This window comes from Flavobacterium sp. 270, from assembly GCF_004368785.1.
Lineage (GTDB): Bacteria > Bacteroidota > Bacteroidia > Flavobacteriales > Flavobacteriaceae > Flavobacterium.
This window is the reverse complement of record NZ_SODM01000006.1, coordinates 1-26,953: the sequence shown is the minus strand read 5'-3', so window position 1 is coordinate 26,953 and position 26,953 is coordinate 1. Positions and strand designations below refer to the sequence as shown.

Genomic DNA, 26,953 nt, shown 5'->3' with positions numbered 1-26,953 from the left:
TAATAAATATAATTGTTTTTGTAATTTTACCCCACTTTAAAAAATCATTTATAATGAAACTTCTTTCCATTATTTCAATATTTACTACAGCTATATTGCTTACAAGCTGTTCTCCAACTCAAAAAATCGAAACTTTAAAACCAGAACCAGACGATGCCAGCCCATTAGTTTACGATAGTAATCCTTCGTTTATAAACTTGCCAATAACCGTAAAACTTACTGATATTGAAAATCAAACCAATGCTATTCTGAACGGATTGATATATGAAGATAACAATATAGACGATGATGATATTGAAATGAAAATTTGGAAACAGGCTCCGATAAAAATTCAAAATGATCCTTCAAATCCAGACAAAAAGATCAAAACCATTCTGCCTCTAAAAGCGACTATTAAATATCGTATTGGGACAAAAAAACTTGGAGTCGAGTTGTACGACGTTCGTGAATTTAACTTAAACGGAATTATTACTTTGTCTAGTGACGTGGCACTTACCAATTGGAAATTGGCGACTAAAACCGAATTTAAATCATTAGACTGGAGCGAAAGCCCAACAATGGTTGTCTTTGGAAAAAATATGCCGATTACGTATTTGATAAATCCCGCGATTTCTATTTTCAAATCTAAACTTGAAAAAAACATAGATGATGCAATCGAAAAATCAATGGATTTTAAACCCAATGTTTTAGCTGCTTTAGAAAAAATCTGCACGCCTTTTCAAATGAGTGATACGTATGAAAGCTGGCTGAGAATTGTTCCGGTTGAAATTTACTCGACAAATGCTAAACTCAAAAAAGACTCTTATGTATTGGATATGGGAATGAAATGCAACATGGAAACTATTGTTGGAAAACAACCCGATTCTAAATTTAATGCCAGCAAAATTGTATTGAAACCTGTTGCAAAAATTCCAAATCAAATTGCAGCTAACATTGCCGCTATTTCTAGTTATGTTGATGCTTCAAAAATTATGACTAAGAATTTTGCCGGACAGGAATTTGGATCTGGCAGCAAAAAAGTAACGGTGAAAAATGTAGCTATCTGGCATAAAAACGGAAAAATGGTTATTGCACTTGATGTTTTAGGATCTATAAACGGAACACTTTATTTAAACGGATTTCCACAATATAATCCGCAGACTAAAGAAATCTATTTTGACAAACTTGATTATGTTCTAGATACCAAAAGCAAACTGATGCGAACTGCAAATTGGCTGGCGCAAGGTTTTGTTTTAAAGAAAATGGAAGAAAGCTGTCGTTATTCGATTCAGCCAAATTTAGAAGAAGGAAAAAAGAGCATGGCGGCTTATCTTAAAAACTACTCTCCAATGCCGGGCGTTTTTGTAAATGGCAAAATGGAAGATATTCAGTTTGATAAAATTCAGCTGACCAATCAAGCTATTATAGCTTTTATAAAAATAAATGGAACTGTTAATGTATCTGTTAACGGATTGAAATAAAAAAAAGCAGTCTAAATATTAGACTGCTTTTTTCTTTTTGGTGTACATTCTATAAATCAGAACACCGATTATAGCAACTAATAAATACGGAATTACCATTAAATAAACAATTCCGTTATTTACAGCCTCAGCTTTTTTTACATTTTGCTCGCCCGAAAGAGCTGCGCGACACATGGCGCATTGAGCGTTCGTCGAAATTCCAATCAAAAAGAAACAAATTCCAAAAAACATTTTTTGAAACTTGAAACTCAAAGTCTGAAACTTATTTTTATTTTTAATATACATAATAAGGAGAAATCATTAAATAAACTATAACACCTGTAACCGCAACGTATAACCAAAGCGGAAATGTTATTTTAGCTATTTTTTTATGTCTGTCAAATCGCTCTGAAAGAGCTCTAACGTAACTAATTAATACTAAAGGAATAATTGCGATAGACAACAAAATATGAGTTATTAAAATAATGAAATATACATAACGTATTGCACCTTCGCCACCAAATTTAGTAGAATCTGAGGTCATATGATACGCAATATACATTACCAGAAAAGCAACTGATAACGCAATAGCAAAAGTCATTAATCTTTCGTGAAGTTTACGCTTTCCATTTTTTATGGCAATAACAGCCCAAACTAGTACTATAGCAGTTATACCATTTGTAGTTGCATAAATTGGAGGCAGAAACGACAAAGGCTCTACATGAAAACCAAGATCTTTAAGTTTAACACCAAATAAAATTCCAACAAGAACGGGAACGATAATTGAAACGGCAACAATATATTTGTTGTATTTTTTTTCTAATGAATGGTCTTCCATTTTATTCTTCTAATAATATTTTAATATCTTCCTGAATTTCTCTAACGCCTTTTTTATCTAATCCGTCGTAATAAATGTTTGGGTTTCCAAATTCATCTTTTCTACATCTGATGTTTCCATCTTTATCAATTAAAGCAAATAAACCAGAATGCTCAAAACCGCCGCTTACTTTATCATTTTCTCCTGCATAAAGATTAAATCCTTTATTAGACAAATCCATAATTGTAGCTCTGTCACCAGTTAGAAAATTCCAATTAGAAGATTTTACTCCAAGCAATTTTGCATGGTCTTTTAAAACCTGTGGCGTATCGTGCGCTGGATCAATCGTTATAGACACAATTCCGAAATTAGGATTTCCGAAAAAAGTCTTTTCAATTTCCAACATACTCAAATTCATCTTTGGACAGATTGAAGGACATGTCGTGAAGAAAAATTCTAAAACATATACTTTACCTTTATAAGAAGCATTCGATATTTTAGCATTGTCCTGATTTGTCAATTCAAACTTTGGCGCTTTACCTATAGTAATCAATTTTGTGCTAGACTTATCTGATTTCAATCCAACATTATCCAAACGATTTCCTTTTACTATTTCTCCGTTTTTAACTCTGTCCACAATTTTTGGCACAGCATAAATTCCGAAAATTAAGATGATAAACGAAATCCCGATATATGATTTATTTTTAAACATTATAATACAATTTAAAGTTCTTTTGTAGCATTGTGGTTCTTTTTAAGTGCAGCACGATATTCGTATAAGATAATTTTAAAATCGTCCAGCATCTCATTACTCAATTCTGATGGATGAAAAGTATCGTAGCCTTCTTTGTATTCGTCTTTATCTTTTCTGCCTCTTAAATTTCTTTCTTTATCTACAATATAAACATTTGCAGTTCCTAAGTCTTCATTTAGTTTTCCTTTTAAATGCAGCTGGTTATAAAAGGTTTTGATTTCTTCTGGCGAGGCAAAAACAAAATTCCATCCAGAAACATTTGTAAAAGGAGCAAGTGCATCTACAACTTTCTGAGCTTCTTCTTCAGTTCCTAAAGGACAAAGTACCACAAACTGAAGATCTTCAAAACCATTATAGCGTTTGTAGATTTTTTCATTTAAATTGAAATAATTACCGCGATTTGCTAAAAGATTAGATCCGGAAAAACCTAAAATAGTTATCTTTTTATCAAGGGAAACTTTTTTGCCGTTTAAACTTTTCCAATTTCCAAAATCGGCAATTTTAGGAGTTATTGTAGGGAGTTTAGTAAAACTGTTCACTCCGGAAGCAAAAAATAAATACGCTACAATTGGAAGAACAAAAAGCGAGAAGAGAACTATATTTTTTTTCATTATTATGAGAGAAGTTATTCGAGTACAAAAATAAAAAAAGCTCCGTTAAACGGAGCCTCTTTTCGAATTAATATGATGTTAAAAATTCCATTTAATAGTAGAATCTTTAAAAACCCCATAAATATAATGTCCTTCTGTTAGTAGAATAAACAATAAATATAAAACTAAGAATATAACTGGAGATACAACAGACCATCTAAGGCTGCTTTTCTCACCTTCCATGTGCATAAATGCCCATACAATATAATATGCTTTGAATATTGTTAAGATATAAAATATCCAGTTCAATAAATTCAAACCTACAAAATGATTAAACTCTAAAACTCCAGGTTTCAAAATACCCAAAATAACTTCTACTGTAGTTACTGCAGATAATAATGCGAAAACAAACCAGATTCTTTTTGTATTTGATACGTGCTCGTGTGACATAATAATTAAAATCTAAAATTAAACTAAGTAGAAAACTGTAAATACAAATACCCAAACTAGATCGACAAAGTGCCAGTATAAACCAACTTTCTCTACCATTTCGTAACTTCTTCGTTTTTCATAAGTTCCAAGTAATACATTAAAGAAGATAATGATATTAATGATAACTCCCGAAAATACGTGGAATCCGTGGAATCCTGTAATAAAGAAAAAGAAATCAGCAAACAATTTACTTCCGTATTCGTTTCTAGTTAAGTTTGCTCCTTCTACTACATATTTTGCATCACTTAAACGAGTTTCAGATTCTGCTCTCGTTAAGATTGTTTTTTTCTTTTCAGCAGTAAGTTTTTCAGTTCTGATCAACAATTCCGGATGTGCTTTAAAGCCAGCCTGAATTTCAGCAACTGAATAAGTTGGAAGTGTTTCAGCATCTTCCATAAACCATTTTGCTTTTGCTCTTGAAAGCGCTTCTCTTTGTTCTGGTAATTTTACAGCAAAATCTTCTAGTGCTACTCTATTACCTTTTGCATCAACAAACTGTAACAAACTACCTCCTTTTGTTTCAATCGCACCGTATTCACCTTTAATGAAGTTTTTCCACTCCCAAGCTTGAGAACCAACGAAAATTAAACCTCCAATAATAGTTAAGAACATATAGATTGCAACTTTTGTTTTTTTCAATTGATGTCCTGCATCAACTGCTAATACCATAGTTACAGATGAAAAAATCAAAATAAAAGTCATTAAGGCCACATAATACATCGGAGCAGATACACCGTGCATAAATGGGAAGTGAGTAAACACTTCATCAGCCAATGGCCATGTTTCAATAAATTTAAATCTAGAAAAGCCATATGCACCTAGGAATCCAGAGAATGTTAAGGCATCTGATACGATGAAAAACCACATCATCATTTTACCATAACTTGCTCCTAATGGCTGAATGTCTCCGCCTCCCCAAGTTTTTTCGTCGTTGTTTGCAGTAGTAACTGTCGCTCCCATAAAAGTTATTCGTTAAAAAGTTCCCAAATTTACGTTTTTTTCTTATTTAAAGAAATATAAAAATAAAAATAAATATAACCACAATAAATCCAAAAAGTGCCAATACATCGCACCTAGTTCTATACCAAGAGTTTGAGTCGAATTGTATTTTTGTTTAAAATGATTATAAATTATAATTAAAAGTGAAATTAACCCTCCGGCCAAGTGTAACAAGTGTGTAACCGTTACTACATAAAGAAAAGTTGTAGTAATTGAACTACCTTCTCCTGTAAAATAATATCCTTGATCTACGATTTGTCCAAAACCTTGAAACTGCAAGATTATAAACAAAATTCCTAAAGCTAATGTTGCCAGAAGTAAAGTCGTAACTGCACTTCTATTGTCTTTTTGAATTGCTTTTTTAGCCAGGTAAAAAGTAACACTGCAACCAATAATCACAACCGTACTAAAGTAAAATGCTGTCGGTAATTCAAAGTTCTTCAACCAGTCGGCTCTTGACTTACTCACTACAAATGCACTTGTAAGACCTGCAAACATCATGGTCATACTCACCATTGCGAATAACAAAATCAGTTTTGCCGATTTTGATTTTCTTACTTGTTCCTCGCCTTTTGTCATTGTCATTTCCATAAAATAACTATCTTAAAAATTTATCTATTATAAATACAATCTGCAGTAATGAAATATAAGACACGCTTACCAACATTAATGTTCTTGCTGCTTTTGCAGTTCGCAATTGATACAAACGCACGGCATAAAACAACATCCATAATCCTAATAAGAACACCAAAATTGCTGCAATTGGCGAAATAAACAATTGCCCTGTATATCCTAAAACCGGTAATAAAGATGCTATTATCAGCCAAATTGTATATAAAATTACCTGCAATGCAGTTCCTTTATCTTTTTTTCCTGTAGGAAGCATAAAGATTCCAGCTTTCTCATAGTCTTCATACAAAAACCATCCGATAGCCCAGAAGTGGGGAAACTGCCAGAAAAACTGAATTAAAAATAATGTTCCTGCCTCGATACCAAATTCTCCTGTCGCTGCAACCCAACCTAACATAAATGGGATTGCGCCCGGAAAAGCACCGACAAAAACAGATAAAGAGGTTACTGTTTTTAAAGGCGTATAAATACTTGTATATAAGAATATTGAAATCGCAGCAAACATTGCCGACTTTGCATTTATGGTATACAATAATGTAATACCAATAATTGTAAGCAGACTAGCCACAAACAAAGCCATTTTTGGCGACATACGTCCTGAAGGAACTGGACGGTTTTTAGTACGATCCATTAAAGAATCGATATCTTTTTCTATTACCTGATTAAAAGCATTTGAAGCTCCAACCATGCAATATCCTCCAATTGACAATACCAGCAAAACGCTCCATTGAAAAGGATGTTCGTCATTAACACCTAATAAATATCCTGCAATAGAAGAAAACAAAACGCTAATGGCTAAACCAGCTTTAGTAATCTCTTTGAAATCTAGAAATATTGATTTTAGTGAAAATGTATTTTTTGCAGCGTTCAACACGTTTGTTGTTTGTATGTTTTTTTTGAGTGGTGCAAATGTACAAATTAGATTGTAGAATCTGGAACTATAAATTTAGATTTTTTTCAATAAACCTTGATAAAACAACAACTTGCACATCTTTAACACTATTATTTCGAAAAATCTTATTAAAAACTAGTAATCAAAATACCAATTAAAAACATCTGAACGAAGTCCTATCGTAAACCAAGTGGTGCTTTGCTTAAAAGTTGTTGCTGTATTTTGTGTCGGATCAAAGTTTCTATAAAGAAAACTTCCAAAGAATTTTAAATTTGTCATCGGATTAATCAAGTATCCAGCCTGAATATCTGCGATAAAAATACTGGTTTTATTTCCCTGACCTACTTTTACACCTTTATCATAAGGGCGTTTTTCATCATAATCTTTATAAATATTTCCACCATAATTAAAACTGTCTTGCGCCGTATCAAAATCCAGTCCTCTGGTTCCAATTGTAAATTTAGCATCGGCAAAAAGACGTCCTACGTGGTAACGTGAAATCACTACTAATTCTTCAAAATTTCCTCCCCACTGGTGCCCCATACTCTGATTGTTGTGCCCATAATTTGTAATTATCTCACTATGCGAATACACATAAGGTCTTACATGGTTATATTCTACCTGTACCAATAAATCTTTCACTTTAAAAGCATTGAAGTATTTTGCTCCAACTTGTAAACCAAATTTATTTTTCCAGCTTTTATCGCCCGCTTTTACATCAGATACCGAAAATTCATCAATTAAAAACTGAGAATACAAATTGATACTATTGTTCCATTTGTATTTTCCTGTAATCCCTAAAAGTGCATTTCCGCTTTTAGAAGAAGAACCAAACTCTACCGCACGGTAAAAAATAATTGGATTTACAAAATTAACATCAAATCCTCTATTATTAGTATCTGTCCAGACTACAGATTCAAAGAAACCTAAGTTCAACTTATTCGAAACATTCCAGCTTAAATAATGATTTGCCATAAATTTTGTGGCATACGTTTTCTCTGCTGTAACATCCGGACGAACATCCTTAAGCCACATATAAGTATTTGTATATTTTAATTTCCAAAAAGTGGTATTGATTTTAAAATACGGATACGGACTTGCTCCGTCTCCTTCTAATAAAGATCTATAACCGTCTCCAATAAAATTTTTCCCGTAACCTAATTGCAAATCAAATATTTTACTTGGAGAAAATGTGATATTTGCATCTGCCAAAGGAAAATCATAGGCGTCTGTTTTAAATCCTTTTGCGATTCCAATTCCTGGAACAATAGCCGGATTTCCACCAGAAGGTTTTATAGATTCTGCATAATTATTAAAGTAACCCGCAAATCTTCCCTGACTTTCATAAAATGTAGTCGTAAAATTAATCTGTTTTCCTAAACCTCCTCTAAAATTCAGGGCTCTAGTATTCACGTAAGTGTAAGATGCGTCAATATCTGAGGCTTTACCCATTTGCAAATCAACAATCGGATTTAGGGTAAACCAATAATCTTCGCCTTGAATCTGAACCATATTTTCGTTCCACCACTTTCTTCCCAGCCAACTTGAAGTCTTTTTCTTCAACGATTCATTTACTGCTTTTAAGTTATAATATTTTGAAACCTCAGCATAAGTATAAGGTTTAGAAGCGGTATGATTATTACTTCCAACCTGATTCATTGCACCATCAAATTGCGCATAATAACTGTGTGAAAAAGGAATGTTTAAATGACTTTCAAATTCTGGATTGGTGTATTTCTTGTATACAATACTATCCAATTCTGTCATTGGTTTTTGTTCTGGTTTTAAAATTTCGGCTTGTGCCAAAGCTTCAGCTGCAAGCTGGTCGGCACTTTTTAACGGAATATCAATTGAGATTGTATATTTTGAGTAGGTTGGTTTTCCGTTGTAGGTTGACGGCTTTATTTTATCAAATTTTGCAAATACGCGTTTTGCTTCTTCAGACAATTCATCATTTATTGCATTAACGTAAATAACTTTAAATTGTCCTTCAGCATCAACTTCAAAAAGCACCTTAACAGCACCTTTATAATTGTTTTGCTTTACGTTTTGAGGGATTTGAAAATTATTAAACACAAAATCCTGAACTTCTTTATAGAAACAATTTTCTAAATCTTTTGCCTGCAGATTTTCGCAATTTGGAAAAACCGGAAATTGTTCTGCTGTAAAACTTGGCGTAATTGAAGAAGTTCCATTTTGCTGCGAATAAGCAAATAAGAATGACAAGGTAAAAGTTAATGATAATAAAAGCTTGTTCACGTAGATTTTGGTTTTTATTTAATATTGATTTGTGGTATTTTCTCCTCCTGCAATTGCTTTTGCTGCCGAAGTTCCGATGCGCTTCACGCCCAGATTAATCATTTCAACGGCATCTTCGTATGATCTAACTCCGCCTGCTGCTTTTACAGACAAAGGTGATGCATTTTCAAGCATTATTGTAATAGCAGGAATTGTAGCTCCGTTTGGCAGACCATTTTGGGTTTTATAAAAACCTGTAGATGATTTTACAAAAACAGAAGCATAATCTTCTTCTTTAAAATTCGACAGCACAACATTTTTTATCAAAGCCGAAAGCTGAATAATTTCTTTATCACTCAAAGCTGCAACTTCAATAATCCATTTTACTGTTTTATTATTAGCTAAGCCAATTTGTGTTCCGATTAAGATTTCTTGTTTTATTAATGCAGTGTCTCCATTTTTGAAAGCTTCATAATTGCAGACAAAATCTAAATCATCTGCACCATTTTCGATCGCTTCGTTTGCTTCTTTGATTTTACTTTCTAAATTAGATTTTCCTTCAGGGAAATCTATCACGGTGCCAACAAGTAAATTAGAATCAGCATCCAAAATCATCTTCTTTGCTAAACTAACATGTTCAGGCCGAATCATAATCAACTTAAAACCTTCCTCAACAGCCTCCGCAATTGCATTTTTAACTACAATTGTATTCTCTGCTTCTGAAAGTCCGGCTTGAGATGCCGTTTTTAAATATGTTGAATCTAAGTATGGCTTAACATTCATAATTTTGAAGTTTCTTCGAATTGCCACAAAAATACATTATAAATTCAGAAAACAAGCATTCTTTACTAATGCTTGGTCTTTTTTAACCATAAAAAAACCCACCTAAGTGGGAATTTATAATTTTATAATTTTATCTATCAGCTTCTTAAAAGCTATTGCTGTAAAAACACCCGTTGTAGCTCCGATTGTGTTGGCTAAAACATCAGTCACATCTGCCGATCTTGTAGTTGTAAAAACACTTTGTAAGATTTCGATTGTAATTCCAAAAAAAACAGAAAATATAAACGAAATCAGGTATGCTTTATAATCGTTAGCTTCAATTCCTTTTAGTTCTTTTTTGAAAAACAAAATCCAGGAAATTGTAAATCCAAAATGAAAACAAAAATGTACGATTTTATCAATGCTTGGAAAATCTACGGCTGGAATGTTACTCGAATCTGTTAAACAAAAATAAGTAATAATACCAGAACATATAATTGCCCAGCAAAGCAATAATAGTTTAGGCACCGATAAGTTCTTTATAAGCTTCGTCAGATAATAGAGAATCTATTTCAGATGCATTAGCGATTTTTATTTTAATCATCCATCCAGCTCCGTAAGGATCAGAATTAACTGTTTCCGGTGCACTTTCTAAGCTTTCATTAAATTCAATGATTTCTCCTGTCAAAGGCAAGAACAAATCCGAAACTGTTTTTACAGCTTCAACCGTTCCAAAAACCTCGTCTTTATCAAGTGTCTGATCTAAAGTTTCTACTTCAACATACACGATATCTCCTAACTCTTTTTGAGCAAAATGAGTAATTCCTACGGTTGCAACATCTCCTTCGATGCTAACCCATTCATGATCTTTTGTGTACTTTAAATTTGCTGGTATGCTCATAATTGTATGTTTGAAAATTGATAATTTAAAATTTAAGACACAAATGTAATAATCTTCTAATGAAATCTAGTTTAGAAACTCAAAATTAATTTCCGAAGTTATAACGTAATGTGAATCCTGATCTAATATTCGTTAAAGGAAATGATGTCGAAATCACTGCTTTTGAGAACGAATGATCGTAATAAAATATTGCCGTCAGGTTTTTACTAAATGAATAATCAGCAGTAAGTTTCAGTGACCAGATATTTTGCCCTGCAGCCAATTGATTATTATCATAATCTAAATAACGTACTAATGTCTCATTATTTCTATATGAGAAATCCGCTTTTATGTTAATATCACTTTTAATAATTCCCGTTGGGTTGTCTGCAAGTCTTGATGAGAAAATAACATCTTTAAAACGATATCCTAAACCAACAACATACTCAACACCTTTTACTTCTGTAAGCAGGTTATTATCAAAACTCATTGACAATGCTCTGTCTTTTTTAATCTCGGTCAATAAACGTAATGAACTTTTCAACTCAAAATCTACTCGGATAAGCGGACTAAACTGCTCTACTAAATTGACGTTTGACATGATCGTTTTATTATAGAAATTCGTGTTTACATCCTGTCCGTTTGGATTTTCGATAAAATCAAAATTAGATCTAAATTGATTAATGGTATAAGATGCTCTATAATTATGCTGTAATGAAAAACGCTTGAATTTATCTTTGAAAAATTTATATCGCATCAAACCGTTGTACTTAACACTCCAGTTCGGAATAGGGAAACTTCTAAAAATACTTGTCGAACTACCCGAAGCATCACTTCCTGTATAAGCTGCCAAGAAAGAAGGAAGCAAAACAGCCTGATTACTTTTTGTATATCCTATTGGATATCCCTGATTGGCAACATACAAAGCATAATTAGCATCTGTTTCTGCCGGAATTGGATTATTCACATCTCCATATCGAGGAATTGCAGCTTCAGATCCGTAGCGCTCTAGTGCCAAACGATCTGCAATAACTAAACGATTGCTTCTAAATTCATCAAATGCAGAAGATTCTGTTGCGCTACTCGTAGAAAATGCTGTTTTAATTAACACCGTTGAAATCGAGAACATTCCATAAGTATAAGGAGATAATGCATGATATTCACTGCTTACAGGATCAACACTATATTGCTCTGAAGAGTTTTCAGAATAAGAACGATCCATATTCAGATCGATTTTAAAATCTGGAAACAAATCAATATTAGCGGTAACTTTCAATAATTTATTTTCTGTCTGCGTAAAGTTTTGATTGAAATTTTGGTAATCGGTCAGCCAGCCATTTTTAGCAGCTTCATAACGTACATCGTCCTGACTACCAAAAATAAAGCCTAATGTTGGTTTTGATGTTCCGAAGAAACCAATACTTGGTGTATAACCAGGTAAAACTGTTCCGCTGTTTTCAGTGTAATTAACCTGTATGTTTTTTACACTGGTTAAAACACCAATCAGACCATCATAAAATGGATTACTGCTGGTAACTGGTTTTGCTGTATTTACAATTTTCTCACCTGGTTTTGGCGGTGCTGCCGGCTTTCCTTTTGCTTTTGTTTTTGCTCCAGGAGTTAACCCTAAATACTTATACAGCATATTCATATTGAAAGTTGTAGTCAGCGTATTCGAATTTGCGTTCTGAATTGTATTTCCTAAATCCCAAGTTACACCATCTTCAACATATTGTGAAAGTGCCGTAGAGGAACGCTGCCAGCTATAATCAGCCGTGTACGAATAACTTGCTTTTACAAAACTAAAAATTGGAATTTTATTAATCGGAATTTCATAATTCAACACTAATTGCTGTAAGTGCTGGTTTGGTGTTCCGATATCAAAATAGTCATCCCAAATATTAAAATCTTCTTTTGGCGTATCATCAGCATTCAAGAAGTTTCTCACGATATTATTAGACGCTGCTGTATAATTTAATTTTAATGATTTTGTTAAGTTAAATCCAAAACCATATTGATAATTAAATGCAAAATTTCGTCTGTAAAGAGGATCGATACCAATTCCTTCTACATCAACTTGTCTGTATTCCTGACGGTTGCTTTGTCTTAAAATATTGGTATTAAAAGATATATTCGACGGCAAATAATTAAAATTAATATCACTAAGCATTTTCCAATATTCGCTCTTTTTCATGAACTTATTCTTCTTGAAAGGAACTACTTCTTTTGGCTGAAAAGTGTACGCATAATTAACAGACGAATTAGACTGCTCATCATCATAAGACGCGACTTCATAATCATGTCTTTCTACCTGATTGTATGATTGAGAAAAAGTAAAATTTTCTACATCATAAACATGCGGTTTTTGCTCTGGCGCTCTGTCTTTTCTAACGCCAATAAAATTGATACTTTTTCTTTTTGTATAATCAATTGCACGCGTTCTAATATTTTCTTTTTCTGCTGGATCGGTAGTTTCTCTAATTAACTGATCCAATTTTATATCTTGATTAAAAGGATCGTATTCTGGCGTAATAACTTCTTCTCCAATGGCATAATTAAAAGGCACATTGATTCCCCATTTGTGCGGTAATAATTTACCTAAATTAAGATTGGTAACAATATTATACTGCTGAATATCTTCACGATCTCTTTCGTTAGCCCCTTGTTCTAAAGATCCAAAACCAATTGTACTCTTTTTACCAGAGGCGGAAACTGTAGCAAAATCAGCCATGTTAGTGTCAACATTTAACAATGCTGCCATACCTCCTTTATTATCCAAATCAGACATACGAAGCTCATTAAACCAAACTTCTCCTTTTATATCTTTATGATCGGCCCTGCTTTTTACCCCAACCATTAAATTTCGCACCAGACCAAAGTTAGGATTTCCCTTTATACCTAATCTCAATCTACTGTCGCCATCTCCACCGCTTAAAGCCAAATCATCATCTGGATAATAAATACCATTTATATCGCGCCTGTCTGAATTGATATCAATATTCATGGCCTGAATTTTCATTTTGGTCAATAATTCAAGTGCCAAATCAATATTGTTATCTTCCAGCCATACCTGATCTGCAGCAATGGTACATGAACCTCCGGTTCTTGTCACTTTTAATGGAATTTCGACTTCGTAAAAGTTCTGCGTAAAGTCATTTCCAAAACGAATAAATCCTACCATTTCGTCATCTAACAAAGCAACTTCGTTAGGTAAAGATTCAGCGTGAAGAAACATTTTTAATTTTTTGTACTGACGCATATCAACACTTACGTTTTTAAAGACAGCTCTTGAATCTCTAAATTCTAAACCTGATCCGCCTACTCGTACTGCTAATGCCTGCTCATTTTGATTGATAATTGTATTGTTATTGTACAATTGCTCTCTTTGAACGCCCGGCGGAATTACATAATTTACCGGACATTTTGTACTGTTTTCCTGAATGTTTACTGCTGCTACATCAAACTCAACTCCGTCATCATCTGGGTTTGTATCGTTGGCGTCAAGCGTTCCTGTATATCTTCTCCACTCTCCTCTTACTAAATCCAAAGCTCCAAAACGAACGGTCATCTGATCGTTAAAACCAGTCATAAACATACGCATGAAACGAATCGATCTAAAATCTGTAATATTACCAATTGTATTTTGAGGTTGTGAAACCGGAATTTTAAATTGAATCCATCTTGCATTTGTTGAACTTCCGTTTGGCAGTTCAACATTGCTTACTTCACGAATATCTGTAACATAGTTTTGACCCACCTGCATTCCCGGTTTTAGATCAATGCTGTATTCGTAATATGCATTAATAGTATTCATCGTGTTGTCACGATTAATATCTTCAACGTCTGGAAGCGTTGTAGAACCTCTGTTAGGATCATCTACACTTACGGCAGAGTTTCCTTCTACTCCATTATATTTTTTATAACGATCTAAGACTCCTCCGTCTGTATTTAGATAATACTTGTAGTTATCTGCAGCAGGATCTTCTTCTCCAGCATAATTTGTATAAACTGCTCCCTCTTTAGAGTCTGGAAGACCGTCTAAACCAATATCTTGATTTTTACGATTGTCGGGATTGGTATCAAACGCATAAATTAAAGATTGTGATGCCGGAACATCTCCCCAAAGCGGCTGCGGATTTACTAAAACCTGATCTGGTCCTAATCCGTTTTCGTATTGTTTTCTTCCGTCTTTTAATACATCTTCTGAAAGCTCCCCTAAGTTGAAGTAAATTTTACCCGTATTACTTGGTTGTGCTTCTCCATTTCCAACATAAGGGTCAAGTACCCAGAATTGGATATATTCTACATTTCCCTGCTCAAAATTGGTTGAATTTAATGCACGCATGATTCCTCCAAAATTACTGGCTGGATTAGTTGAACTAAAATTCGGATTATTATTATACGGCCCTCTGTCTGATGGATAATAACTTAAATCTAGTGTGTTAATTACCTGAATCTGACCTTGCGCAATATCTGTATTTGGATAAAGTTCTCTACTGTAAACTCTTCTTGTTGTATTTAATGACAAATCATCGTTGGAAATTCCTGATGGTTTTGAAGAATAAAAAACAGGATCAATAGTGTACCAGGATAATTTTGCACGTTTGTAACCGTATTCTAATGTGTTGGAATTGGCATTAAAAGTATTGTCATTTATAGAATTTAAAAATGGCGTAGAAGCTAAACTCCATGCATAAGCCGATCTCATATCTATTGTAGTCTGCGAACCCTCGAAATCATCAACATAAATAGTGGCTTCTCCATCAAAATCACTTGCTTTTGGCGCATCTGGTTTTAAGAAAGCAATTTCTCCTCTAATAGAAAGATTAGAAGGAACATCTGTATCGATGTTTGGTAATTTATTAACCAATCTGGTTAAGAATGGAACTTCCGTTGAATACGTTCCGTTAAAACCAAAAATAGTATTGTTTACAGATTCCTGTCCATAACTCGATTTTTGAGTAAATGGTCTTTCTGTCATTTTTAAATAAGTACCACCGACAATAAATTTATCCGAAATTTTATGTTCGATATTGAAACCCATAAATCTTCTGGTCTGCTGCCCAAAAATTGAATTGTTTTCTAAGGAAACTTCAATTGGTGTATTTGAGGCTTGTAGTGAAGGATCCAGAATCTGAACTCGCCCTAATTGATAATCTACGCTGTAATCAATTCCTTCTACTAATCTTCTTCCGGCTGCCATTACTACAACAGATCCTTGAGGCACATTAAATGCACCGATTGGTATTCCGTTACTTCCAGATGATTTGTATTTTCCTCTTAATAAGAATTTGTTCTTATCACTGTCTTGTAAAGCTCCAGATTGTGTATTTCTATACATGTTTCTAAACACGTATTTCTGCTGGTTTGGATTATAAGTATTAGGATCATCGTAATTTTCGGCTGATCCTGTATTTTGTAATTTCTTAAATAAAAGTTCTCCAAAAGGTTCTTTGGTCGTAAATATAACACGCCCGTTTTGAACGTCTACAGTTATACCCGGAATGTAATCGAAGAAACCGTCTCCCCCAACTTGTGGATCGTTATTGTAATTTAAACGATCTAAATTAAAGACATTTAATAATGGTGTTTGATCTACTTTACTATCTGGCGCAGGATTTGCAGGAAATGTAGTTCCGGTAACTGGTGTAATATAATTGATCGGTGAAGGATCTGTATAAAGAATATTTAATCTGAAATCGTCTTGTTTAATTTGATACGCTTGCGGGATTTGATAAACGTTTTTCATCATCAAATTCCAAACTGGATTTTGAACATTTGTCAAATTGCTTTTCAGCATTTTTAAAACTAAACTTTGTGTAATAATAGCCTGATTGGCATTGTTGTTTCCTGTTACTACAGTTGCATCAACACCGTCACTTCCAAATTCACCAACCTGATACACTTTTCCTCCAGAAGTATACTCGTAAGCAACTGCTAAAATTTCATCATTTGCCAAACGCTGCTGCAAAGAGATGTATCCTAATTGAGCATTAAAAGTATATTCGTTTGTAGTTAACTTTCTAGCATTTTCAAGAACAGAATAATCTGAAGCTTCGCTGACATTCGTATTATTAAATCCAGATTTTGCAGTTACAATTTCTCTAATATTAGAGTTTAAAAATGACCCTGGTTTACCTATTGCTTCCGGATCGTATTTATTATTATTATTGTCTGTTGGAGAATCTATCGGATTACTAAAAAATCCTGTTGTATTACTAATAACCACAACTTGATTGTCTGGAATACCTGTAACCTGACTTTCACCTAAATCCTGAAGCGCAATAATATTTCTTAAGTTATTATTGTTTGTAGAAACACGATTTTGTTTATTGGTTACCCAAACTTCTATTCTGGTAATTTGAACACGGCTGTCTATTAAAGGATAATTTCTTAATGATGCATCGTATTTATTTCTAAAATACTGTGATAAGAAGAAATGTCGGTCATTATCATAGTCCAAAGCATACAAATCAAAGTTTTGTACGGTTCCGCCACCTTCTGCAACTATACTCTTGGTTTGAGACTTCTGTTCTGAAAATACACCTGTGATAGTTGTTTTACCAAATTGCAGTTGTGTTTTTACACCAAATAAACTTTGAGCACCACGAATAAGTGTACTGTTTAGCGGCATACTTACGTTACCAACTTCAACTTTTTGAATAATATCATCTTCTGAAGGTGTATAAGCAAGCTTAAATAAATTTTGAAATGCGAATGTAGATTGTGTATCGTAATTGGCGTTTACCTCTAAACGTGTTCCTACTTTACCCATTAAACTCATACTGATTCTCTGATCAAAATCAAAGGTTAAGCTGGATCTGTTTCTGGGAGAAAAAGACGGATTATCTTGTTTGGTATAACGCATTCCTAAGTCCATTTCTACTGATCCTGTAGGCTTTACATCTATTGTATTGCTTCCAAAGATACTTTCAAAAAGACTTGAGTTGATGTAGTAACGAGGCAGTAAATCTTTTTTTGCAGCTTCACTTCCTTTCTTTTTACCATCAATTGCATCTGATTTTTTTCTGAAATAATCTCTTCTTGATTCTTTCAGAACTAAATTTTCGTATTCCTGTGGTGTTAAGATAATAGGATAATCGATCGAAAAACCATCGACTGATTTGGTGTAAATATATCGATCTGTAATGGGATCGTATTTGTATGCTGAAAGGATGCTTGGCGGATTTTGGAGCTCTAGTTTACCTGTAGAAAAACTTGTTTTTGTTGTGTCTTGAGCCGATGGATTTACTTGGGAATGTAAAACATTACCGCAGAACAAAACCAGCAACAAAATACAAATTTTACGCATACAATTTCTTTTATATTAAAGTGAGTCTATAAACTTTTTAAAGCCTTTTTGATGATTGTTTCTACAGATGCTTCCGGATCTTCTTTGACGATCTTTTCGACAACTTTTTCAGAAGTTTTTCGAATAAATCCTAAAACTTCTAAAGCAGATAACGCTTCATCTCGGTTTCTATTGTTTAGCACTACAGAAACTTCATCTAAATCATACAGTTTAAGTACTTTTTCTTTTAAATCAAGTATAACTCGCTGCGCTGTTTTGTTTCCTATCCCCTTGATTGACTGAATAATACCTACATCTCCAGATGCAATGGCGTTTATTATTTGTTTAGGTTCTATTGAAGATAACATTGTTCTGGCAATGTTTGCACCAATTCCGGAAACAGACAACAACATTCTAAAAATCTCACGTTCTGATTTTTCTACAAAACCAAATAAAGTATGCGCATCTTCTTTGATTTGAAGATGCGTATACAATTTTATATTTTCTGCATTTGGAATTAATGAAAAGGTATGTAACGAGATATTTACATGATAACCAACTCCATTACAATCAATTACGACTTCAGTAGGGTTTTTCTCCACTAATTTTCCTTGCAAATGTGCTATCATAATGTATTTTATAAGTGTCAAATATAGCAAAAATGCAATAAAATTAAGACAATTTTAAGCAATTCTTACTTACTTTTATTTGACCACTTTATTCTTTTTGATTTCTTTTTCCTGAGCATCAATAACAGCAATTGCTGCCATATTTACCATTTCTTCTACACTTGCTCCTAATTGAAAGATGTGAACTGGTTTACCCATACCCATCATAATTGGACCAATTGAGTTTACTTTGTATAATTCTTTAAGCAATTTATAGGTAATGTTTGCTGACTCTAAGTTAGGGAAAATCAATGTGTTTACTTTTTTTCCTGCTAATTTAGAAAAAGGAAATTTCTCCTGAAGCATTTCTGGGTTTAACGCAAAATCTGCCTGAATCTCACCATCAACAATCATATCAGGATGATTTTTATGTAAATAAGCTACTGCTTCTCTTACTTTTGATGCGCTTTCGCTGGTTGATGAACCAAAATTAGAAAACGAAACCATTGCTATAACAGGCTCAACTCCAAACATTTTTGCCGTTTTTGCCGTCATAATTGCAATATTGATTAAGTCCTGTGCCGAAGGATTTATGTTGATTGCTGTATCTGATAAGAACATCGGTCCACGAGAAGTCATCATCATGTTGGCTGTTGCAACTAAGGAAGCTCCTTGTGCCTTATCTATCAATTGTAACATTGGTTTTACAACACTTGGATAACTTCTGGAATATCCTGTTACCAAAGCATCTGCTTCGCCTTCATTCACCATCATTGCAGCAAAATAATTTCTTTCGCGCATGAATTTCTGTGCATCAAGTAAAGAAACTCCTCTTCTTTCTCTTGTAGTCCAGTACGAATTGGCAAATTTATTTCGTCTTGCTGCTTCTTCTGTTGTTTTAGGATCAATGATTTCTACTTCTGCATCAAAACCTAATTCTTTTTTTAGTTCTAAGATCGTTTCTTTATCTCCTAGTAAAATTGGAAAACCGATACCATCTTCATGAACAATTTGTGCTGCTTTTAGAACATTTAACTGATCTGCTTCGGCAAAAACAACTCTTTTAGGATCTAGTTTTGCGCGGTTAGTCATCAAACGAACCATTTTATTATCATTACCCATACGTTCGCGAAGCACATCTTCATAAGCTGCCCAGTCTGTAATAGGATTTTTTGCAACTCCAGATTCCATTGCTGCTTTTGCAACTGCAGGTGCTACAATCGTTATCAATCTAGGGTCAAATGGTTTCGGAATAATATATTCCTGTCCAAATCCTAATTTGGTTGCTCCGTAAGCTACGTTTACTTGTTCTGGAACTGGTTCTTTCGCCAAAATAGCTAATGCTTTTACAGCAGCCATTTTCATTGCTTCGTTAATTTTTGTAGCTCTTACGTCTAAAGCTCCTCTAAAAATGTATGGAAAACCTAAAACGTTGTTTACCTGATTAGGAAAATCAGAACGTCCTGTAGCCATAATTACGTCTTTACGAGTTTCTACAGCTAAATTATAATCGATTTCCGGATTTGGATTTGCCATTGCAAATACAATCGGATTCGCTTTCATTGTCAATAACATTTCTGGGGATAAAATATTTCCTGATGATAATCCGATGAAAACGTCAGCACCGTTTACGGCTTCTGCTAAAGTTTGAGAAGGACCGTTTACAGCATATTTTAATTGAAGTTCAGATAATGAAGGATTGTCTTTTGTTAAAAGTCCTTTACTATTAAACATCAAAATATTTTCAACTTTTACGCCTAATAATACATATAAATCTGTACAGGCAATTGCAGCAGATCCTGCACCAGAAACTACCATTTTAATATCTTCGGCTTTTTTTCCGGCTAATTCAAGCGCATTGATTAAAGCTGCAGAAGAAATAATTGCTGTTCCGTGCTGATCGTCGTGCATTACCGGAATATCCAATTCTTCTACCAATCTTCTTTCGATTTCAAAAGATTCTGGTGCTTTAATATCTTCCAGATTAATTCCTCCAAAAGTTGGTGCAATATTTTTTACAGTCTGAATAAATTCTTCTACATCTTTTGTTCCGATTTCGATATCAAAAACATCAATGTCTGAGAAGATTTTAAACAATAAACCTTTTCCTTCCATTACTGGCTTTGAAGCTTCCGGTCCAATATCTCCAAGTCCTAAAACAGCTGTACCGTTTGAAATCACAGCTACTAAATTTCCTTTTGCTGTATATTTATAAACGTCTTCAATATTTTTTTCGATCTCTAAACACGGTTCTGCAACACCTGGCGAATATGCAAGCGATAAATCTCTTTGAGTCGCATATTTCTTTGTTGGAACTACTTGAATTTTTCCTGGAGTTGGCTTAGAATGATATAATAATGCCTCTTCTCTTTTACTGTCTTTACTCATTGTTTTAGCTTTTATTCTAGCTTACAAAGATATAAGTCTTGGTTTAAAAAGGTATGATTTTAACGCTTTCTTTTCCTAAAATAACAATTAAGGGAATTAAAAAATAGTCCAAATTACATTGGACTATCTTATAATGCGTAGTTTTTTTGAATTTCTTTTATTGAGAAATATAAGAATTAAGATGCTGAATTGTATCTTTTTGCAGCTCTATTATTGCTTTAACGACATCGCTTATAGAAATAATTCCCACCACAATTCCATCTTCTATAACAGGTAAGTGTCTGATTCTTTTTGTGCTCATAAGTTCCATGCAGGAATCAAGATTATCTGCTAATGTCACCGTAAAAACCGTACTTTCCATGATTTCGTGTACAGAGGTTTCTTTTGATGATTTGTCTTTTAAAACAATTTTTCGAGCATAATCTCTTTCAGACAAAATTCCTTTAAGCTCTTTCTCTTCTATAACTAGAATTGCACCGATGTTTTTCTCTCCCATTACTTTTAGTGCTTCATACACTGTATTTGATGGAAGTACTGAATAAACATTTTTTCCTTTTGTGTTTAAAATTTGATTTACTGTCATAGCTGAAAAATTTTAGGATTATAAAGTTATAAAAAATTGCATATAATCTGCTACGAAATCGATTTTTTAAAACATAACTCACTCATTTTAAATATAATACAGCTTATTGTAAATTTTAAGATTTTTCTGCTAATAAAGCAGGCTTTTTTATGGCTTTTTTACAGAAAACACACACTTTTAAGATTTAAAATAAAGAACGAAACTAAAAAAGCCCTTTTCTAAAAGTTTAGAAAAGGGCTTTTTTAAAATATTATTTTTTTACAAGTCTGTAATGATAAATTCGCTTCTTCGGTTTTCCTGATGTTCTTTTTCAGTACATTTTACACCATCGGCACATCTGTTTATCAATTGTGTTTCTCCGTATCCTTTAGCAGTTAATCGGCTTTCATCAATACCTTTCTGAACTAGCCAGCTTTTGGTTGATTGTGCTCTTTTTTCGGATAGAATCATATTGCTCGCATCTGATTGTCGGCTGTCTGTATGCGAACGAATATCTAATTTTATTGCTGGATATTGTTTTAATAAATCTACTACTTTCTGCAATTGGGGCTCTGATGTTTTTTTAATAGTAGCTTTACCTAAATCAAAAAAGTTCATCGGGAGATTTAATAATTTTGCCAAATCTGTTCCAACTGCTATAGGTTTTACTTTTACAGCATTAATCTTTAGTGTTTTTACTACCGCGGCTTTGGCTGCAATAGGCACTACTTTTTTATCTAAAGCAATCATTAAGGTGGTTGTTCCTGCTCCTTTTTTTATTACTACTGGAAGGATCTGCTTTATATCATAATTTGCTTTTGAGGTTTTAATGGCATATTTTTTACCACATTTTACCTTTGGAAAAATATAATTCCCGTTTTGATCTGAAACTGTTTCTAAAGTAGTTTGACCAGCTTCATCAAACAAAATTAAATTTACGCCTGCAAGAACTTCTTTGGTTTCAGAATCTGTAATTGTACCTAATAAATCTTGCTCACAAATTAATTTGCGGATTTCGGTAAATCGATAAACATCATCAAGTCCATGACCGTTTGTTCTATTCGAAGAGAAGAAACCGTTTCTGTTTTTGCTGTTAATCATAAAAGCAAAATCGTCTTGTTTACTGTTTATAGGTTCTCCAACATTTTCTACTTCTTCAAACAAACCTTGATTGTCTATTTTTGAAACATACACATCAAGTCCGCCCAAGCCCGGACGTCCGTCGCTTGCAAAGTAAAGTTCATTTTCGTCAGAAATAAAAGGAAACGTTTCTCTTCCTTCAGTATTAATTTCTGTTCCTAAATTTTCCGGTTTCCCGAAAGTTCCGTCAGGCATTATACTTACTTTAAACAAATCAGAAAGACCAAGTGTTCCCGGCATGTCTGATGCAAAATATAATGTTTTTTCGTCTATGCTTAATGCTGGATGCGCCACACTATATTCGTCACTATTGAATGGAAGTTCTTGTACTTCTTTCCATTCGCCATCTATTAGAGTTGCTTTGTAAAGCTTTAAAAAAGTAATTTTATTTTCGTTCTCTCTTCTTTTACCATCTACAGAATTGTTTCTGGTAAAATACATCGTTCTTCCGTCTTTTGTAAAAACTGGAGTTGACTGATTAAAATTGACAGCCAAATTCTTTTTATGAAAAAATTTAGGTTCGCCAATGCTTCCGTCTGCATTTAAATCGACTGTATATAAAGTTGAAATCGCTTTATTAGTCCACTTAAAATTCTTTTTAACGATTCCGCCAGTATCACGGGCAGAGGTAAAAACTAATTTATTGTCTAGAATTGCGCTTCCGTAATCAGAACCCTTAGAATTAATTCCCGCATCGGCTATTTCAAATCGCCCCGAATTTAATTTAATATCTTCTAAATAGCTTTTGTTCTTTAAAAACAAAATTGCTCTTTTATCTAAAGGTGCTTTTTGACTGAATTTTTCTAAAATCTGATCTGCTTTATTATAGTTTCCGTCTGATCTTAAGCATTGCGAATATTTGTATAAATAATCTGCTTCCTGATCCTCATTGACTAAAAATAATTGATCGTAATATTGTAAAGCTTGTTTTAGTTCTCCAATATAATAATAGGAATTACCAAGTCTTTGCAATACTTTTTCGTCTTTTGATCCTTTCTCTACTAATTTTTCATACGCTTTTATAGCATCCGCGTAAGCGTAATTATCGTACTTTTTATCTGCACTTTTTATGCTTGCTGTTTGGGCATTTGCATTAAAAAATAAGCAAGTGAATAAAAAGGAATAAGCTAAATTTTTAATTTTCATATTTAAATCAATTAAAAGAATCTTGGTGATGTAAGTTTGCCTGCATTTCTGAAGAAGTCAAAACGAAGGAAAATCTCATGTGATCCTGAATTGTATTTCTGTAAATTGGTGGTTTCATGATCGTAACCGTATCCTATGTACATCCCTTTTGAAACCTGAAAACCTGCCATTGCACTAACTGATGCGCTCCAGCGATAAGCCAGACCAACAACAAATTTATCATTAAACATAAAGTTACCCGAAACATCTATTTGCAAAGGTGCTCCTTCTACCATTTTTGTTAATAATGCCGGTTTGAATTTTATGTATTCTAAATGATCCAGATTGAATACGTAACCAGCCATGAAATAATAGTTTATTTTTTCTTTGAAAATGGCGGTATCATTGTCATCGTAACGATTGGTTTCGATAAAATTTGGAACGGATAATCCTAAATACATTTTCTCTGAATGCCAGTATATACCTGCTCCAATGTTTGGTGTAAGTTTATTGTTTAAGTCCTGAAACTGCGGATCGTCCTGGTTTTCAAAACTCAATTTGCTTACATCTAGATTGAAAAGATTTGCTGTTGCTTTTATTCCGAAAGAAAGATCGAAGCTTTCTGATGTTGGAACGGTATAAGACAAATCTGCCGACAAGGTATTTTCGTTTGTTGGCCCGATTTTATCGTTTACCAAAGAAACTCCCAAACCTAAACTACTGTTGTTTAGAGGTGTGTTTAACGAAAAAGTACTTGTTTCTGGCGCTCCGTCAAGTCCAATCCATTGTGTACGATACAACCCAAAAACACTTAACACGCCGCGCGAGCCAGCATACGCCGGATTTATTTCGATTGTGTTATACATGTATTGTGTAAACTGCGAATCTTGCTGCGCAGAACACACAATCGAAAAAAACATGAAAACTAAAATTAATTTTTTCATTTTATAAACTTTTAAACGGCTTAGCTTATCACTAAGCCGTATATCATTTTTATTTGTTAACGTATAAATAACCTGTTAATTCATGCGGGTTAGAATCACTGTCTTTGTATTTAAGAATATAAAAATACGTTCCTACCGGTAGTCCGTCTGATTGTTTAACGGTTGCACGACCTTCAGAGAATCCTTTAAACGCTTTGTCTTCATTATTATAATGATCCATATCAAAGACTAAAACTCCCCAACGGTTATAAATTTCGACTGTGTTCTCAGGATAACATTCTAAACCTTGAATGTAGAATCTTGTGTTTTTACTATCTCCATTTGGTGAGAATGCATTAAAGACTTTGATTACACAACCGTTTAGATCTAAAACTGTTGGTTTGTCTCCTGAATTACTCGAATCGTCTGATTCATCTTCTACGACAACTCCTTTTTCACTTTTACCCTTAACAGTTGCCTGATTACTAACATTTCCTCGGTTAATATCTGCTTGTGTTATTTTGTATTGTGCAGTAAAGTTGCTGTCATTAGATTCGTTTACATCTAAGCTTATTGCTTGTCCAGAAAGTACAACTCCGGTTAACGGATCTGTAACTGTAATTCCGGTTAACGGAACATTTCCTGTATTCGTAACTGTAAATTTGTACGTAATTGTTTCTCCTGCATTTGCAACGCCGCTTCCGTTTTCATCATTAAATACCGCTGTTTTAATAATTGCAATTGAAGGAACTTCTACAAAGACATTTAATACTGCTGTTGCACAATTAGATCCACTTGCTTTTTCGCAAATCTGATACGTTAATGCGTAATTTCCTGCTGGTGTATTCGGTTTTACATTTACAGTTCCGTCAGCATTGAACTCAAAATGAGAATTTGCCGGTGTGTTTGAAATCGTTACATCAATTGGATTAACTGCTCCTCCGTTGAATAAATCGTTGTCTAAAACATTGATGAATTCAAGTGAACCATTAATTCCGTCAACACTAATTACGCCATCATTTGTTGCTACAATTGTATTTGGCAATGTTATCACGCTATTCACAACCGTAACTTTTACAATTGCCTGACTGCAGTTTGATGAACTACTTGACAGATCACAAATTTGATACGTTAATTGATACGTTCCAGATGGAGTTTGTGCTTTTACATCAACAGATCCGTCTGCGTTTAGAATCAAATTAGCATTTGGTATAACAGTAGTCAGCGCAATATTGGCTGGTACAATTGGTAATGTATTTAATTCGTCATTAGCAAATATATTTAGTGAAGTACTAACTCCTTTTGTTGTATCTATCGGACCTGTAATATCATCATTTGCTTTTATCGTAAATGTTGGTCTTGCGTTACAACCTGATGTTGATGCTGGATAAGAAACTAAAACATTAACTGTTGGGTTTAATGAAAACTGCATTGTAACTGCTGGTTTAGTTTTCTCGAATCCGTCAACACCTTCTGTCCATTTTCCATTTGTCAATACCCATCCTGGCCAATCTGTTCCTTTTCCATTGGTATCAATTGTCGCACCTGGCCATAAGATGTTACCGCTTAATGGTAAATCAGTTTGAGTTAACACTACATTATTATCACTGTCAATCCATTTTATGGTTAGTAAATTATTTGGTGCGAAATTATCTGCCGCAACATTATAAGATACATAAGGCACATTGTTTGAACAGTAACTGTTAGCTGTTACAGTCATTGTTGGCTCAACTACTTCTACTTTAACAGTGGCTGTTGCACAATTTGTCGTGTTTAATTCGCAAACTTGATATGTTAATTCATAAGATCCTGCTGGAGCATTTTCTTTTAAAATTACTGTTCCATCTGGATTTAAAGTTAAATATCCTTTTGGATCTGCAATTGATTCAGAAAGTTTAACATCATTAGCCGTAATTGGTAATCCGTTTTTGGTATCGTTTGTAAGAACGTTTACAACATTTACCGGATGATCAACACCTGCTACCGGACCAGCTGTATCATCTACTAATACTAAAGCAGCTCCAGTTACTGCAACATAACTAGTTACAGTTGCACAGTTTGTTAAAAGATGATCATTATCACAGATTGTATATGTTACAGGATAATTACCAATAGGTGTATTTACATCTACTTTTATAGTACCGTCTGCATTAATTGTAAGTCCTGCTGGGGCAGTTCCTGATAAGGTAACTTGTCCTACACCTGAACCAATTACAGCTTGTACTCCGTTTAGAGTATCTCCGGCAATTAATGACGTTGTAGTTCCTCCAATTGTTCCATTGATTGGACCTAAATTCTCCGTTACTGCAATAATAACTGGCAGTATCACTGCAGGCGCGTTTACTGTTAGAGTAACCGAAGCCGTACTGCAGTTTGATATATTGGTCTTATCACAGATCGAGTATGTAAGGGTGTAAGTCCCT

Annotated in this window: 20 protein-coding genes; 1 reads left to right on the top strand and 19 read right to left on the bottom strand. The window is 33.7% G+C overall.

Going from position 1 to position 26,953, the window contains the following annotated elements:
- Positions 1-53 precede the first annotated feature (53 nt).
- Positions 54-1,460 (top strand): DUF4403 family protein, encoded by a 1,407-nt coding sequence (locus tag EV144_RS19515; RefSeq protein ID WP_134150836.1) that lies wholly within the window; start codon positions 54-56, stop codon positions 1,458-1,460.
- Positions 1,461-1,478: 18 nt separating this feature from the next.
- Here EV144_RS19515 and EV144_RS19510 read toward each other — a convergent pair whose 3' ends face one another.
- The 19 genes from EV144_RS19510 to EV144_RS19420 all read right to left on the bottom strand — a co-directional run.
- A complete protein-coding gene (locus tag EV144_RS19510) occupies positions 1,479-1,691 on the bottom strand; it encodes a hypothetical protein (protein WP_243854716.1) in 213 nt (70 codons plus the stop codon).
- Positions 1,692-1,734: 43 nt separating this feature from the next.
- Positions 1,735-2,277 (bottom strand): DUF420 domain-containing protein, encoded by a 543-nt coding sequence (locus tag EV144_RS19505; RefSeq protein ID WP_134150834.1) that lies wholly within the window; start codon positions 2,275-2,277, stop codon positions 1,735-1,737.
- Between the two features lies 1 nt (position 2,278).
- The gene (locus tag EV144_RS19500; protein ID WP_134150833.1) at positions 2,279-2,968 is read right to left on the bottom strand and encodes an SCO family protein; all 690 of its coding nucleotides are present in this window, start codon (positions 2,966-2,968) and stop codon (positions 2,279-2,281) included.
- 11 nt (positions 2,969-2,979) lie between these two features.
- Entirely contained in the window at positions 2,980-3,621 is a 642-nt protein-coding gene (locus tag EV144_RS19495; RefSeq protein WP_134150832.1) for a hypothetical protein, read from the bottom strand.
- A gap of 78 nt (positions 3,622-3,699) precedes the next feature.
- Positions 3,700-4,050 (bottom strand): cytochrome C oxidase subunit IV family protein, encoded by a 351-nt coding sequence (locus tag EV144_RS19490; RefSeq protein ID WP_099710763.1) that lies wholly within the window; start codon positions 4,048-4,050, stop codon positions 3,700-3,702.
- An 18-nt stretch (positions 4,051-4,068) separates the two neighbouring features.
- Positions 4,069-5,052 (bottom strand): cytochrome c oxidase subunit 3, encoded by a 984-nt coding sequence (locus tag EV144_RS19485; RefSeq protein WP_134150831.1) that lies wholly within the window; start codon positions 5,050-5,052, stop codon positions 4,069-4,071.
- A gap of 42 nt (positions 5,053-5,094) precedes the next feature.
- A complete protein-coding gene (locus EV144_RS19480) occupies positions 5,095-5,682 on the bottom strand; it encodes a heme-copper oxidase subunit III (protein WP_134150830.1) in 588 nt (195 codons plus the stop codon).
- 7 nt (positions 5,683-5,689) lie between these two features.
- Positions 5,690-6,592 (bottom strand): heme o synthase, encoded by a 903-nt coding sequence (cyoE, locus tag EV144_RS19475; protein ID WP_134150829.1) that lies wholly within the window; start codon positions 6,590-6,592, stop codon positions 5,690-5,692.
- 156 nt (positions 6,593-6,748) lie between these two features.
- Positions 6,749-8,872 (bottom strand): energy transducer TonB, encoded by a 2,124-nt coding sequence (locus tag EV144_RS19470; protein WP_134150828.1) that lies wholly within the window; start codon positions 8,870-8,872, stop codon positions 6,749-6,751.
- 18 nt (positions 8,873-8,890) lie between these two features.
- Complete coding sequence (gene deoC / locus EV144_RS19465; protein ID WP_134150827.1) at positions 8,891-9,634, bottom strand: deoxyribose-phosphate aldolase; 744 nt, start codon at positions 9,632-9,634, stop codon at positions 8,891-8,893.
- 114 nt (positions 9,635-9,748) lie between these two features.
- Positions 9,749-10,141, bottom strand: a complete 393-nt coding sequence (locus tag EV144_RS19460) for a VanZ family protein (protein ID WP_134150826.1) — start codon at positions 10,139-10,141, stop codon at positions 9,749-9,751.
- Positions 10,134-10,514 carry a glycine cleavage system protein GcvH gene (gcvH, locus tag EV144_RS19455; RefSeq protein ID WP_134150825.1) on the bottom strand — a complete coding sequence of 127 codons (381 nt, stop codon included), beginning with the start codon at positions 10,512-10,514 and terminating at the stop codon, positions 10,134-10,136. Before gcvH ends, EV144_RS19460 begins: the two co-directional genes overlap by 8 nt.
- A gap of 85 nt (positions 10,515-10,599) precedes the next feature.
- Positions 10,600-17,805 (bottom strand): cell surface protein SprA, encoded by a 7,206-nt coding sequence (sprA, locus tag EV144_RS19450; RefSeq protein ID WP_134150824.1) that lies wholly within the window; start codon positions 17,803-17,805, stop codon positions 10,600-10,602.
- A gap of 26 nt (positions 17,806-17,831) precedes the next feature.
- Positions 17,832-18,413 carry a Holliday junction branch migration protein RuvA gene (gene ruvA / locus EV144_RS19445; RefSeq protein WP_134150823.1) on the bottom strand — a complete coding sequence of 194 codons (582 nt, stop codon included), beginning with the start codon at positions 18,411-18,413 and terminating at the stop codon, positions 17,832-17,834.
- 75 nt (positions 18,414-18,488) lie between these two features.
- Positions 18,489-20,780: an NADP-dependent malic enzyme gene (locus EV144_RS19440; protein ID WP_134150822.1), complete on the bottom strand. Its 2,292-nt coding sequence runs from the start codon at positions 20,778-20,780 to the stop codon at positions 18,489-18,491.
- A 157-nt stretch (positions 20,781-20,937) separates the two neighbouring features.
- The gene (locus EV144_RS19435; RefSeq protein WP_134150821.1) at positions 20,938-21,363 is read right to left on the bottom strand and encodes a CBS domain-containing protein; all 426 of its coding nucleotides are present in this window, start codon (positions 21,361-21,363) and stop codon (positions 20,938-20,940) included.
- A gap of 258 nt (positions 21,364-21,621) precedes the next feature.
- Complete coding sequence (locus tag EV144_RS19430) at positions 21,622-23,628, bottom strand: OmpA family protein (protein ID WP_134150820.1); 2,007 nt, start codon at positions 23,626-23,628, stop codon at positions 21,622-21,624.
- An 11-nt stretch (positions 23,629-23,639) separates the two neighbouring features.
- Positions 23,640-24,551, bottom strand: coding sequence for a type IX secretion system membrane protein PorP/SprF (locus tag EV144_RS19425; RefSeq protein ID WP_134150819.1), 912 nt, complete (start codon positions 24,549-24,551; stop codon positions 23,640-23,642).
- A 49-nt stretch (positions 24,552-24,600) separates the two neighbouring features.
- On the bottom strand, positions 24,601-26,953 hold a 2,353-nt coding region (locus EV144_RS19420), incomplete at its 5' end, for a gliding motility-associated C-terminal domain-containing protein (protein WP_134150818.1).

Coding starts and splice junctions, on each gene's coding strand:
- EV144_RS19515 (WP_134150836.1), top strand. CDS start 54: ATGAAACTTCTTTCCATTATTTCAATATTTACTACAGCTATATTGCTT.
- EV144_RS19510 (WP_243854716.1), bottom strand. CDS start 1,691: ATGTTTTTTGGAATTTGTTTCTTTTTGATTGGAATTTCGACGAACGCT.
- EV144_RS19505 (WP_134150834.1), bottom strand. CDS start 2,277: ATGGAAGACCATTCATTAGAAAAAAAATACAACAAATATATTGTTGCC.
- EV144_RS19500 (WP_134150833.1), bottom strand. CDS start 2,968: ATGTTTAAAAATAAATCATATATCGGGATTTCGTTTATCATCTTAATT.
- EV144_RS19495 (WP_134150832.1), bottom strand. CDS start 3,621: ATGAAAAAAAATATAGTTCTCTTCTCGCTTTTTGTTCTTCCAATTGTA.
- EV144_RS19490 (WP_099710763.1), bottom strand. CDS start 4,050: ATGTCACACGAGCACGTATCAAATACAAAAAGAATCTGGTTTGTTTTC.
- EV144_RS19485 (WP_134150831.1), bottom strand. CDS start 5,052: ATGGGAGCGACAGTTACTACTGCAAACAACGACGAAAAAACTTGGGGA.
- EV144_RS19480 (WP_134150830.1), bottom strand. CDS start 5,682: ATGGAAATGACAATGACAAAAGGCGAGGAACAAGTAAGAAAATCAAAA.
- deoC (WP_134150827.1), bottom strand. CDS start 9,634: ATGAATGTTAAGCCATACTTAGATTCAACATATTTAAAAACGGCATCT.
- gcvH (WP_134150825.1), bottom strand. CDS start 10,514: ATGAGCATACCAGCAAATTTAAAGTACACAAAAGATCATGAATGGGTT.
- sprA (WP_134150824.1), bottom strand. CDS start 17,805: ATGCGTAAAATTTGTATTTTGTTGCTGGTTTTGTTCTGCGGTAATGTT.
- ruvA (WP_134150823.1), bottom strand. CDS start 18,413: ATGATAGCACATTTGCAAGGAAAATTAGTGGAGAAAAACCCTACTGAA.
- EV144_RS19440 (WP_134150822.1), bottom strand. CDS start 20,780: ATGAGTAAAGACAGTAAAAGAGAAGAGGCATTATTATATCATTCTAAG.
- EV144_RS19435 (WP_134150821.1), bottom strand. CDS start 21,363: ATGACAGTAAATCAAATTTTAAACACAAAAGGAAAAAATGTTTATTCA.
- EV144_RS19430 (WP_134150820.1), bottom strand. CDS start 23,628: ATGAAAATTAAAAATTTAGCTTATTCCTTTTTATTCACTTGCTTATTT.
- EV144_RS19425 (WP_134150819.1), bottom strand. CDS start 24,551: ATGAAAAAATTAATTTTAGTTTTCATGTTTTTTTCGATTGTGTGTTCT.